Raw genomic sequence first — 11561 nt, forward strand, 5'->3', positions numbered from 1 at the left:
TGCCGCACCCTGGGGCTTTCCCAGGAGCAGGAGGACTGTGGTAGTCCCCTGGGCCATGCGCTTCGACACGCTCGCCATCCATGCCGGCCAGGAGCCGGATCCCACCACTGGCGCCATCATGACGCCGGTCTACATGACCTCCACCTACGTCCAGGACGGCCCGGGAGAGCACAAGGGCTTCGAGTACAGCCGGACGCACAACCCCACGCGCAATGCCCTGCAGGAGTGCCTGGCCGCGCTCGAGGGCGCGAAGTACGGCGCTGCGTTCGCCTCGGGGCTGGCGGCCACGGATGTGCTGATGCACATGCTGGACGCGGGCGACCACGTCGTCGTCTCGGATGACGTGTACGGCGGCACCTTCCGCATCTTCGACAAGGTGTTCAAGCGCCTGGGGCTGAACTTCTCCTTCGTGGACCTGTCGCAGCCGGACACCTTCGCGGCGGCCATCACCCCGAAGACGAAGATGGTGTGGGTGGAGAGCCCCACCAACCCGATGCTCAAGCTCATCGACCTGGCGCGGATCGCCGAGGTGGCCAAGAAGCACAACATCATCTCGGTGGCGGACAACACCTTCATGACGCCGTACTTCCAGCGCCCGCTGGACCTGGGGTTCGACGTCGTCACCCACTCGACGACGAAGTACCTCAACGGCCACAGCGACGTGATTGGCGGGTTCACTGGCACGAGCCGCCAGGACATCGCCGAGCGGATGTACTTCCTGCAGAACGCGGTGGGCGGCGTGCCCGGGCCGATGGACAGCTTCCTGGTGCTGCGCGGCCTGAAGACGCTGCACGTGCGCATGGAGCGCCACGCGCAGAACGCGATGAAGATGGCGCAGTACCTGGTCACGCACCCCAAGGTGCAGAAGGTGACCTACCCGGGCCTGGAGACGCACCCGCAGCACGCGCTGGCGCGCAAGCAGATGAAGGGCTTCGGCGGGATGCTGACCTTCGACATCAAGGGCGGGCTGGAGGCGGCGCGCACGTTCCTCAAGCGGGTGAAGGTGTTCGCCTGCGCCGAGTCGCTCGGCGGGGTGGAGTCCCTCATCGAGCACCCGGCCATCATGACGCACGCCTCGGTGCCGAAGGAGACGCGCGAGAAGCTGGGCATCGCCGATGGCTTCATCCGCCTCTCGGTGGGCATCGAAGACTCGCAGGACCTCATCGACGACGTGGCCCAGGCGTTCGACGCGGTGAAGTAGTCCGCACCCCAGGGCGCTGAAAACACCGAGGGCCTCCCGCTTTCCAGCGTGGAGGCCCTCCGTGCTTCTACGGCTCAGGCGGCGCTCAGGCCGTGGTGCGGTGCATGTAGTCGATGAGATCGATCTTGGTGACGATGCCGACGATCTTCTCGCCGTCCTTCACCACCGCCACGTTGTCCTGCGCGAAGATCTCCCGCAGGCGGTTGAGGCTCGTCTCCGGCGCCACCATGCCCTGCAGCGGCGCCACGATGGCGTCGATGCTGTCGCTGAAGCCGATCTTCTTGGCGACCAGCGCGTTGAGCAGGTCCAGCTCATGCACCATGCCCACCGGGCGGCCTTCGTCGCTGAGCACCGGCATCTGGCTGATGCCGTGCTTGCGCATCTGCTCCACCACCAGGTCCACCTTCTGGCCCTTCTTCGCGGTGAGCACCTCGCGCTTCTTGTCCCCGAGCAGCTCGCGCACCGTGCCGCCCTTCTCCTCCAGGAAGCCGTTGTCGCGCATCCACTCGTCCGAGTGGAACTTGCTGATGTAGACCATGCCCGAGTCCGTCAGCACCGTGACGATGGTCTTGCCCTTGCCGATCTCCTTGGCCAGCTGCACCGCCACGTGTACCGCCGCGCCCGAGGAGCCACCCGCGAAGATGCCCTCCTCGCGCGCCAGCCGCCGCGCCGCCACGAAGCTCTGCCGGTCATCCACCTGGCGGATGTCGTCCACCACCTTGAAGTCCATGGCGCCGCACAGCATGTCCTCGCCGATGCCCTCGACCTTGTAGACGTGCGGCGTGGTGAGCTTGCCCGTCTTGAAGTAGCCCTCGTACACCGAGCCCACCGGGTCCACGCCCACCGTCTTCAGGCCGGGGATCTTCTCCTTGAGGAACTTGCCCGCCCCGCTCATCGTCCCGCCCGTGCCCAGGCCCGTCACGAAGTAGTCGAACTTGCCCTCCGTCTGCTCGTAGATCTCCGGACCGGTGATCTTGTAGTGAGCCTCGATGTTGTCCGGGTTGTGGTACTGGTTGAGCATGAACGCGCCTGGCGTCTCGCGGAACAGGCGCTTGGCCGTCTCGTAGTAGCTGCGCGGGTCCTCGGCCGGCACGTTCGTCGGCGTCACGACGACTTGAGCGCCCAGGGCCTTGAGGCGGTTGATCTTCTCCAGCGACATCTTGTCCGGCATGGTGAAGATGCACTTGTAGCCCTTCACCGCCGCCGCCAGCGCCACGCCCATGCCCGTGTTGCCGGAGGTGTTCTCCACGATGGTGCCGCCGGGCTTGAGCTTCCCCTCCCGCTCGGCCTTCTCGATGATGTAGAGCGCCATGCGGTCCTTGATGGACGCGCCCGGGTTCATGAACTCGCACTTGACCAGCACCGTCGCGTCGTTCGGTCCGACGAGCTTGTTGAGCTTGACCAGCGGCGTGTGGCCAATGGCCGTAAGGATGTTCTCGTGGATGTCCATCGTGGCTTCCGTGAAGAGGTGTTCTGCGGCCGGTCCTTATATGCCGCCGCTCCAGCCGGGTCGATAACGCCCCGCGCTTCGTCGCGCTCCGAGGGGCACTCCCCCGAAGGGCGGCCTTCCAGGAGCCATGAGCCGCGCTGTGGTGCCGCAGGACGTCAACGCGTCGCGTAGGCGACAACCCACACGCCCGCCCGCCTGGTCTCTCTTGTCTCCTTTGACCCACCCCCCGGGGGCCCCCATACTGGCCAGGTCTCAATCCCTTGGAGAACCCTTCCGATATGGAACTCGAGGCCGCCCTGCGCGACCAGGTGGGCAAGGCCATTGGCCGGCCCGTTCCCAACGCCCCCATCAAGAAGCTGAAGGGGGATGCCAGCAACCGCTCCTACTACCGCGTCGGCGCCCCCCCGGAGAGCTGGGTGGTGATGGTGATGCCGCTGGATGCGACGAAGAAGAGCGAGGAGGCCACCAAGGGTGAGCCTCCCAAGGAGCTGCCCTTCATCAACGTCCACCGCTACCTGGAGAAGCTGGGTGTGCGGGTGCCGCGCATCATCCGCTACGACGAGCCGGCGGGGATGATGGTGCTGGAGGACCTGACGGACCTCACCTTCGAGGCGGCGCTGGAGGGCGGCAAGCGGCAGGAGGAGCTCTACACGCGGGCGGTGGAGCTGCTGGCGCGCCTGCGCGTCGAGGCCGAGCGCCGGCCGGATCCGGAGTGCCTGGCCTTCACCCGCGCCTTCGACGAGGACCTGTACGACTGGGAGCTGCACCACTTCCGCGAGTGGGGCCTCGAGGCGTGGAGCGGCAAGAAGCCCACCGATGCCGAGCGCGCCGAGCTGGATCGCACCTTCCGGGAGATCTCCCACACGCTGGCGGCCGCTCCGCGTGGCTTCACCCACCGCGACTACCAGAGCCGCAACATCATGGTGAAGGACGGCGAGCTGGTGGTCATCGACTTCCAGGACGCGCTCCAGGGCCCGCGGCAGTACGACCTGGTGGCGCTGCTGCGCGACAGCTACGTGGAGCTGGACCGCGACTTCGTCGACACGATGCTGGACCGCTACATCGACGCCTTCGAGAAGGCGGGCGGCGGGCGCATCGAGCGCGCGGCCTTCAAGGAGTTCTTCGACCTGCTCACCATCCAGCGCAAGCTCAAGGATGCGGGGCGCTTCGAGTTCATCAACCGCGTGAAGGGCAACCCTGGCTTCCTGGTCTCCATCCCTGCCTCGCTGCGCTACGTGAAGGCCGCCTTCGCGCGGCGCCCCGAGCTGCGCAAGCTGCAGGAGCTGATCAGCAAGTACGTCCCCGAGCTCTCCGCCTGAGGCCCGTGCTGCGATGAAGGCGATGATCCTCTGCGCGGGGTTGGGCACGCGCCTCCGCCCGCTCACCGAGCGCTGGCCCAAGCCGGCGCTGCCGTTCCTGGGCCAGCCGCTGCTGCGCTACCACCTGGCCGTGCTGAAGGCGGCGGGTGTCACGGCGGTGGGCATCAATACCCACCACCTGCCGGAGGTGATGGCGTCCACCGCCCGCGCCGAGTGCGAGCGCGTGGGGCTGCCGCTTCACGTGGTGCATGAGCCTGTCATTCAGGGCACGGGCGGAGGCATCCGCGGGCTGAGGGACTTCCTGTCCGGAGATGACTTCCTCGTCTTCAACGGCGACATCCTCTTCCCGGTGGACCTGCGCCCGGTGGTGGCGGCGCACCGGAGCTCGGGCGCTGCGGCCACGATGGTGCTGATGCCCATGCCGCCGGACGAGAAGTACGCGGCGGTGGAGATGGACTCCGGGCGGCAGGTGCGGCGGATCGCCGGGCGAGGCCCTGGCGCCGCGGCGCTGAGCCCCTGGCACTTCACGGGCGTACACGTCATGTCCCCGCGCGTCTTCGACTTCATGACGCCTGAGGGGCCCGAGGACATCAACCGCGACGTCTACGTGCGGATGATGGAGGCGGGCCTGGCGGTGCGGGGCGAGGTGGTGCAGGCGTACTGGTCGGATCTCGGCACGCCCTCGCGCTATCTGGCCACGGTGCGGGACGTGCTCTTCGGCCAGGCCCCGGTGGACGGGCTCGGCGAGGCCTCTCCCTTTGCCGCGGCGCGGCGCGGGGAGGGGAACTGGTGGGCCCATCCCCAGGCGCACCTGGGCGCCGCGAAGGTGGCGGGGCCCGCGTACTTCGGCGCGGGCTGTGTGCTCGCCGACGGGGCGCGGATTGGCTCCGCGGTCGCGGTGGGCGCGGGGGCTCGCGTCGGAGATGGCGCGCGGCTCAACCGGGTCGCCGTCTTCGAGGAGACCGAGATCGCGCCGGGCGAGGAGCTGGTGGAGGTGCTCGCCTGGGGCACGCACCGGGTGCCCGCGCCGATGGGTTCCTGAGCTGAAGCTTCACAAGCAGTGAAGCCCTCGACCCGCGGCGTGTGCCGCGGCGCGGAAATCCCTCTCATTCCAAAGCACTGCTGCGGGTTAACCAAATGGTTGCGGTCCCTACGACCGCAACCTCGCGTGGGCCTGCATTTTTTTGAGCCAGCCGAGGCGTCGAGACTCAACAGTGTTTGGGCGCTGTCACTTTCAAATGATCACCCCATGCTCGGATCAGTGCCCTCAACCAATTCAAGAGGGAAGACCACATGTCGATGAAGAAGCAGCTGACCTTGGGTGCCGCGCTGGCCATGGCCTTGACCACGCCCGCGCTGGCAGCGCCCAAGCTTCAGCTCACGATCCAGGGGGATGTCGAGGTCGCGGGCAAGGAGGAGGCGGAGGCGGGCGACAAGGCGTTCGCGGCGGGTGACTTCCGCTCCGCCCTGGCGGCCTACGGCGAGGGTTTCGCCGACACCAAGGATCCGGATTTCCTCTACGCCCTGGGCCAGACGCAGAAGGCTCTGGGGAACAAGGCCGAGGCCAAGAGCCTCTTCGAGTCCTACCTGGCCGGCGCCGGCGAGCTGAAGTACCGCGGCGAGGCGGCCACCGAGGCGGGAGTAAAGGCGACCAAGGGCCTCGTCGGCGGTGTCGTGAACACGGTGGGCGGGGCGGCAAACGCCGTTGTCGGCGTGGTGGGAGGCCTGGCCTCCACCGTGTACACCGCGGTGAAGGTGAACGTGGCCGACAAGCTGGAGGCCGGCGCGCAGGAGGTGGCCAAGAAGGGCGACGAGGCCTACGCGGCGGGCAAGTATGCCGAGGCCCGTGCCTTCTATGATCAGGCCTACGAGAAGTCCCAGCAGGGCCTGGCCCTGTTCGCCGAGGGCATGGCCAACGCCCAGGCGGGCAAGGGGGCCGAGGCCCGGGCGGCGCTCGCGGGCTTCCTCGCCAGCGCTCCCAAGGGTGAGCAGGCCGATCAGGCCCGGCAGATGCTGCTGGCGATGGGCGGCTCTCCCCAGATGATGGCCAAGGGCGTGTCGATCGCCTCGAAGATGGCCAAGGAGGCCAAGACCGAGGCCACCAACGCCGACAAGGCCTTCAAGGCCGGGCGCTTCATGGAGGCAGCGAAGTTCTACGGCGAGGCCTACGCCAAGAAGAACGATGCCGTCGCCCTCTACGGCAAGGGCATGGCGCAGTACGCCGAGGGTGACGTGAAGGAGGCCGCCGAGAGCTTCAAGAGCTACCTGGCCTCTGGCGGGAAGCTGGAGTTCAAGACCCAGGCCGAGGCGGCCCTCGCGGCCTCCTGGGGCGCTGAGTAGTCCTCCACCGCGGTGACAAAAAGGCCCGGCCTCCTTTGGGAGACCGGGCCTTTCTCTTTTCCGGCTGCGTCCGTTAGTTGGTGCGGCAGTTGCCCGTGGACGTGTCGCACCGGCGTCCGGCCGTGCAGTCCACGTCGTTGGTACACTTGGGCGCGCAGATCTTCTCCTCGTCGGTGCAGATGACGTCCTCGTCGTCGCCGCACAGCTCGGTGCTCTGGCACTCGCAGAACTTCCGCTCGGAGCCGCTGGCGGTGCTCACGCCACTGCATGACTTGGCGCTCGAGGGGCAGTCCGTGGCCGACTCGCAGCTCTTGACGCACACCTTGGCGAGCGGGTGGCAGAGGGAGTCGTCGGAACAGGCTTCGTCGGTGGTACAGCTGGTGAGCTCATCCGACTGCAGGACAGAGCAGCCGGCCAGGGTGAACCCGCTGACGAGGGCCCCCAGGCAGAGCAGTTTCTTCAGGCTCATGGGTATTCCTTCCTTGGGTATCGGCTACTGGGAGTCGGGGCAGCCCAGGTAGTAGTCGCGCATCGGCTCGCAGAAGTCGGCGGTGAAGGCCCCGTTCACCTGGCCCTGCGGGAGCACCAGGTCGAACGTGCCACCGAACTCCTTCTCTTCTTCGGACTGGTCGACCTCGAGCCGGCCGCCAGAGGCAGTGCCCTCCAGGATGCGAACGCCCTGGAAGTCGACCCAGCGCGCGGAGAGGTCGCCGCCGATGCTCCGCGTGCCCTGCGCGAAGCTGGGCGTGCGGAACACCAGCGTGGTGCCCACATGCGGTTGCGGCAGGCATGCCAGCCCGTCGAACTGGGTACATGCATCGCCCCGGTCACTGATGAGGGCGACGGTGAACTCGTTCCCCTCGATCGGCACGCGAGCGAAGAGGATGGACTTGGGTTCGAGCTCGTGACCGCCGTAGGTCAGCGTCTCGGTGTCGTGGCCTCCACAGGCCGCGAGTCCCAGTGGCGCGAGCAGGAGAAAGCGCTTCATCGGCTGGTCCCCGCGCACTGGCCGTCAGCCGTGTTGCAGGACGCTTCGGCGCCACCTTCGGGGGCGGGACCGATCTCCGTCGCGGGCGTGCCGTCCGGGTTTTCGATGTACGTGCCCTCGTCGACACACAGTCCCTGGCGGACATCGCACTTCATGTCCTCGAGACAGTGCTCATTCGTCTCGCAACGGATGAGGGGAGGGGCACAGCTCACGGAGAAGAGCGCGGCGAACAACACCGCGCCACAGCCAAGAGAGAGGCGAAGTGACATGGCGATTCAGAGCCTTTGCTAGAAGCGGACGGAGAGGGAGAGCGAAGCGTCTCCCTGGGAACCGACGAAGAAGCCGGCCTGGAGCGGCGGAGGCTCGGGCGGCATGACGAGGATCTCGGTGGCGACCAGCTCCGGCGGCACCAGCAGGGCGTTGGTCACCTCGGCGGCCTTGCGCTCCTCGGGAGTGCCTGCCTGGGCGAGGCGCTTGTCCGCCTCCTTCTGGAGCGCGGCCATCCGGGCCTTGGCTGTGAGGTACTGACGCACGGCGCTCTGGGTCCGGTAGGCGGCGTAACCGCCCATGGCGCCCGACAGGCCATAGAAGCCCTTGGACACGAGGCCTCCGTAGTACGCCCTCCGGTAGATGCTCTTCGTCTTGTCCGGCGTGGGGTGCTTGGCGGGGTCGCGCAGGTCGCGCTCGGGCCCCGCGGAGACGAGCCCCGTCGCGTAGCCCAACCCTCCGAGGAGGGCCGAGTAGACGAAGTAGCGGATGGGCAGGTTGAGCTCGGGCTCGGGCCCCGCGGGCTTCTTCTGCGTCTCCTCCAGCGCTTTCTGCGCCTCCTCCTGCTGCTTCCGCGCGGCCTCGAGCTGCTTCTCGACTTCTTGCTTCGCTTGCTCGGCTCGAGCCCGCTGCTCGGCCGCGTCACGCTCGGCTTCTTCCTGCTGCTGCTGGGCCGACTTCGGGGGTGCTTCCGCGTTGTTTCTCTTTGTCTCGGCCGCTTTCACTTGCGGTGCGGCCAGACACAAAAGGACTGTGAGCCCCAAGGCTTGTTGCCGTTGCACGATTCCCTCCCTCCCCGCCGCGGTTTTTCCGCGAGGGACAAATTGCCGATCGAGGTTGTCGCGACCGGGATTTGTTGGATCTTGGAAGCTTGAGAATCGGGAGGAGGGTGCTGACGCGTCAGGTCACGGTGAGTCGCGCGAGCGCTTCGCGCAGGCGCTCGGGCATCGCCACCGCCTTGCGCGACTGGCGGTCGACGAAGACATGCACGAAGTGCCCATGGGCGGCGGGCTGCTGCTCGCCTTCCTTGAAGATGGCGATGCCGTACGTCACCGAGCGGTTGCCGAGCTTGTCCACGCGCAGGGCGGCTTGAAGGCGGTCGGGGTAGGCCAGGGGGGCGCGATAGGCGCACTTGGACTCCACGACCAGTCCGATGACGGGGCTGTTGTGGATGTCCAGGCCGCCCTCGTGGATCAGGTAGTGGTTCGCGACCGTGTCGAAGTAGCTGTAGTAGGTGACGTTGTTGATGTGGCCGTAGACGTCGTTGTCCATCCAGCGGGTGGTGATGGGCAGGAAGTAGCGGTAGCGGTCTGGGGGCTCGGCATCGGACACGGCGGTTGCCTCGGCTTCGGTTACCAGTAGCTCAGCGCCTGGCGGAACAATTGGGTGAGGACGGGCCTGCTCATCTCTCGGGGAGCATTCTGGAGCAGGCGCTGCTGCGGATAGGCGCCCTCCGTGAGGGCGGTGACATCGGCTTCGCTGTAGCCGACTCCGCTCAGTCCGTTGGGCATGCCCACCGCGCGCATGATCTGGATCAGCTTGCCCGCGAGCACCTCTCCGGCGTCTCCGGGCGAGGCGCCGCGCGCCTCCGCGCCCAGGCACCGCGCGGCTTCCAGGTGGCGCTCGGGGCTCACCTCGGCGGTGTAGCGGAACACGGCCGGGGCATTGACGATGACGGACATGCCGTGCGGCACCATCGGCTCGTCTTGGGGATAGCCCGAGGGCCGGAAGTCACGCACCAGACCGGCGACGGCATAGGCCATGCCGTGCGGCGCATGCACTCCGGCGTTTCCGAACGCGATGCCGGCCAGCGTGGCGGCCCACATCAATTGCTCGCGGGCCTCGTGGTCCTGTGCGTCCGCTACTCCTCGCTCCAGATACAGGCCCATGAGGCGCAGCGCCTCGCGGCAGCCGAGATCGCTCCACGGGTTGGCGCCCTGGCTCATGGGCCGCAGGCTCGGTCTGGCCGGGGCGGGGCGGCGTACGTAGGGTCGCGCGGTGTAGGACTCCAACGCGTGGGAGAGCACGTCCAGTCCGCTCGCGGCGACCACCTCGCTGGGCAGGCTCGCGGTGCAATCTGGATCGATGAGCGCTTCGGTGGGGCGCAGCGCCGGAGAGGCGATGCCGGTCTTCGCCTGCAGCGAGAGCAGATCGCAGATGGTGATGCCTGTAACTTCGCTGCCCGTTCCCGAGGTGGTGGGGCAGGCGATGTGCGGCTTGAGCGGGCCGGGCACCGGGCGTCCCTCGCCCACGGGCGCGTTGACGTAGGCCAGGAAATCCGCCGGGTGGGTGGCGTAGAGGTTGGCGGCCTTGCAGGTGTCGATGACCGAGCCTCCGCCCAGGGAGACGTAGCCATCCGGCCGCGTCTCCGCCGCGAACCGCGCTGCCTCCAGGAAGGACTGGTCCGTGGGCTCGATGCGCACCGCGGTGTAGACGGCCACGTCCAGGCCGGCCGCGAGCAAGGACTGGTGCATCTTCTGGAAGTGCGGCAGCCGGGCCAGTCGCTCGTCCGAGAACAGGGCCACGCGCTTCATCCCCAGCGCCCGGGCGCGATCGCCTACTTCGTTCAGGCAGCCACGGCCGAAGGTGATGCGCGAGGTGTCCACGGTGAAGGCGCTGTCGCAGCCTTCGCCGGCGAAGTGGTAGTGGCAGCAGTCCATCGCTTCCCTCCTGACCGTTCCCGCCGGACTGTATCGGAGTGGGCTGGCCGAGAGACGAGAAGAGGGGCCATCGAGCCATGGTAGCGTGCAGGCACGGCGGATGATGCGCGACGGTGACAGGCCCTGGCGTCCTCTCCTGGAGGGCGCGATGGCGGAGCAGGCACGGCAGGCGGTCGTGGAGATCGCCACCGCCCTCGCGTCATCTCCTGCTCCAGAGCCCCGGGAGGATGATCCCACGCTGGCCTCGGGCGCCGCGGGGCAGGCGGTGTTGTTCGCCGCGCTGGCGGCTGTGCTGCCCGAGCTCGGCCACGCTGAACGCGCGGTGGCGCTTCTGGATCGTGCTTTCGATGGCATTGGCGCTGGGGGATTCGGCCCGGAGTTGTACGCGGGCTATACGGGCGTGGGCTGGGCAGCCGAGTTCCTCCGGGGCCGGCTGCTTGCCTCGGACGAGGACCACGGTGCCGATGTGGATGAGGCCTTGGACGAGGTGCTCTCCGCGTCTCCTCCGCCAGGCGCGCATGATCTGGTTCGAGGGTTGGTGGGGCTCGGCGTGTACGCCCGAGAGCGGCTCCCTGCGCCGGCTGCCAGGCGGACCCTGGAGCGCATCGTTCGCCACCTGGGGGCCATGGCCAGGCACGAAGGTCCGGGCTGCTGCTGGCCCGCTGAGGATGCTCGGGTCGCGGACGTGGGAGTCGCGCATGGCACGGCGGGAGTGGTGGCCTTCCTCGCAGCGTGTTGGCGAGAGGGCGTGAGCGAGGCGCGTCCGCTCATGGACGGGGCCGTGAGCTGGTTGTTGGCCCATCGGCTTCCTCTGGATGGGGAGACGCGCTTCCCGGCCTTCGTGGCTCTGCGGGCCGACGGTCCGCCTCCGAAGCCCACCCGCTCTGCCTGGTGCTATGGCGATCCTGGGGTGGCGCTTGCGCTGCTCTCGGCGGCCCGTGCCACGGGCGATGTCTCGTGGGAGAGGGAAGCATTGGAGGCGGCTCGCGCGGCAGCTCGGCGTCCCATGGGCCACACCCAGGTTGTCGATGCCGGGCTGTGTCACGGCGCGGCGGGGCTGGGACACCTCTTTCATCGCCTCTATCAGGCCACGGGAGAGGACACCTTCGCTCACGCGGCGCGAGGCTGGTTCACGCGCACGCTCGCGATGCGTAAACCAGGAGAGGGTATCGCTGGGTACCTCGCGTTCGCGCCTACCCATGGCTCCTGGCACGCCGATCCAGGGCTGTTGACGGGGGCGGCGGGTGTTGCGCTCGCGCTCTTGTCCGCCGCCTGGCCGATTCCTTCCTCTTGGGATCGAATGCTGCTCGCCGATCTGCCCCTCGTTGCTTCGTGA

At 67.9% G+C, this 11561-nt stretch carries 12 protein-coding genes; 5 read left to right on the top strand and 7 right to left on the bottom strand.

What is annotated here, in order from left to right:
• The first annotated feature begins 55 nt into the window (after positions 1–55).
• Positions 56–1201 carry a cystathionine gamma-synthase gene (locus tag SYV04_RS20045; RefSeq protein WP_321547548.1) on the top strand — a complete coding sequence of 382 codons (1146 nt, stop codon included), beginning with the start codon at positions 56–58 and terminating at the stop codon, positions 1199–1201.
• 85 nt (positions 1202–1286) lie between these two features.
• On the opposite strand, the gene SYV04_RS20050 is transcribed toward SYV04_RS20045, so the two are convergent.
• Positions 1287–2651: a pyridoxal-phosphate dependent enzyme gene (locus SYV04_RS20050; protein WP_321547444.1), complete on the bottom strand. Its 1365-nt coding sequence runs from the start codon at positions 2649–2651 to the stop codon at positions 1287–1289.
• Between the two features lie 278 nt (positions 2652–2929).
• Between SYV04_RS20050 and SYV04_RS20055 the strand changes: the two genes are divergently transcribed.
• The 3 genes from SYV04_RS20055 to SYV04_RS20065 all read left to right on the top strand — a co-directional run bounded on the left by SYV04_RS20055 (position 2930) and on the right by SYV04_RS20065 (position 6310).
• Positions 2930–3970 (top strand): aminoglycoside phosphotransferase family protein, encoded by a 1041-nt coding sequence (locus tag SYV04_RS20055; protein WP_321547445.1) that lies wholly within the window; start codon positions 2930–2932, stop codon positions 3968–3970.
• A 13-nt stretch (positions 3971–3983) separates the two neighbouring features.
• Positions 3984–5012 (top strand): nucleotidyltransferase family protein, encoded by a 1029-nt coding sequence (locus tag SYV04_RS20060; RefSeq protein WP_321547446.1) that lies wholly within the window; start codon positions 3984–3986, stop codon positions 5010–5012.
• Between the two features lie 251 nt (positions 5013–5263).
• Positions 5264–6310 carry a tetratricopeptide repeat protein gene (locus SYV04_RS20065; RefSeq protein WP_321547447.1) on the top strand — a complete coding sequence of 349 codons (1047 nt, stop codon included), beginning with the start codon at positions 5264–5266 and terminating at the stop codon, positions 6308–6310.
• 73 nt (positions 6311–6383) lie between these two features.
• On the opposite strand, the gene SYV04_RS20070 is transcribed toward SYV04_RS20065, so the two are convergent.
• From SYV04_RS20070 to SYV04_RS20095, 6 genes are all read right to left on the bottom strand, one after another.
• Positions 6384–6779, bottom strand: coding sequence for a hypothetical protein (locus tag SYV04_RS20070; protein WP_321547448.1), 396 nt, complete (start codon positions 6777–6779; stop codon positions 6384–6386).
• Between the two features lie 24 nt (positions 6780–6803).
• Complete coding sequence (locus tag SYV04_RS20075) at positions 6804–7298, bottom strand: hypothetical protein (protein WP_321547449.1); 495 nt, start codon at positions 7296–7298, stop codon at positions 6804–6806.
• Positions 7295–7567 carry a hypothetical protein gene (locus tag SYV04_RS20080; RefSeq protein ID WP_321547450.1) on the bottom strand — a complete coding sequence of 91 codons (273 nt, stop codon included), beginning with the start codon at positions 7565–7567 and terminating at the stop codon, positions 7295–7297. Before SYV04_RS20080 ends, SYV04_RS20075 begins: the two co-directional genes overlap by 4 nt.
• A gap of 18 nt (positions 7568–7585) precedes the next feature.
• Entirely contained in the window at positions 7586–8290 is a 705-nt protein-coding gene (locus SYV04_RS20085; protein WP_321547451.1) for a hypothetical protein, read from the bottom strand.
• A gap of 175 nt (positions 8291–8465) precedes the next feature.
• A complete protein-coding gene (locus SYV04_RS20090; RefSeq protein WP_321547452.1) occupies positions 8466–8897 on the bottom strand; it encodes an acyl-CoA thioesterase in 432 nt (143 codons plus the stop codon).
• Between the two features lie 20 nt (positions 8898–8917).
• On the bottom strand, positions 8918–10225 hold the full coding sequence (locus SYV04_RS20095) for a hydroxyacid-oxoacid transhydrogenase (protein ID WP_321547453.1): 1308 nt from the start codon (positions 10223–10225) through the stop codon (positions 8918–8920).
• Positions 10226–10373: 148 nt separating this feature from the next.
• Between SYV04_RS20095 and SYV04_RS20100 the strand changes: the two genes are divergently transcribed.
• A complete protein-coding gene (locus SYV04_RS20100; RefSeq protein ID WP_321547454.1) occupies positions 10374–11561 on the top strand; it encodes a lanthionine synthetase C family protein in 1188 nt (395 codons plus the stop codon).

The sequence above is a fragment of the Hyalangium ruber genome, assembly GCF_034259325.1.
Classification (GTDB): Bacteria; Myxococcota; Myxococcia; order Myxococcales; family Myxococcaceae; genus Hyalangium_A; species Hyalangium_A rubrum.

Coding starts and splice junctions, on each gene's coding strand:
- SYV04_RS20045 (WP_321547548.1), top strand. CDS start 56: ATGCGCTTCGACACGCTCGCCATCCATGCCGGCCAGGAGCCGGATCCC.
- SYV04_RS20050 (WP_321547444.1), bottom strand. CDS start 2,651: ATGGACATCCACGAGAACATCCTTACGGCCATTGGCCACACGCCGCTG.
- SYV04_RS20055 (WP_321547445.1), top strand. CDS start 2,930: ATGGAACTCGAGGCCGCCCTGCGCGACCAGGTGGGCAAGGCCATTGGC.
- SYV04_RS20060 (WP_321547446.1), top strand. CDS start 3,984: ATGAAGGCGATGATCCTCTGCGCGGGGTTGGGCACGCGCCTCCGCCCG.
- SYV04_RS20065 (WP_321547447.1), top strand. CDS start 5,264: ATGTCGATGAAGAAGCAGCTGACCTTGGGTGCCGCGCTGGCCATGGCC.
- SYV04_RS20070 (WP_321547448.1), bottom strand. CDS start 6,779: ATGAGCCTGAAGAAACTGCTCTGCCTGGGGGCCCTCGTCAGCGGGTTC.
- SYV04_RS20075 (WP_321547449.1), bottom strand. CDS start 7,298: ATGAAGCGCTTTCTCCTGCTCGCGCCACTGGGACTCGCGGCCTGTGGA.
- SYV04_RS20080 (WP_321547450.1), bottom strand. CDS start 7,567: ATGTCACTTCGCCTCTCTCTTGGCTGTGGCGCGGTGTTGTTCGCCGCG.
- SYV04_RS20095 (WP_321547453.1), bottom strand. CDS start 10,225: ATGGACTGCTGCCACTACCACTTCGCCGGCGAAGGCTGCGACAGCGCC.
- SYV04_RS20100 (WP_321547454.1), top strand. CDS start 10,374: ATGGCGGAGCAGGCACGGCAGGCGGTCGTGGAGATCGCCACCGCCCTC.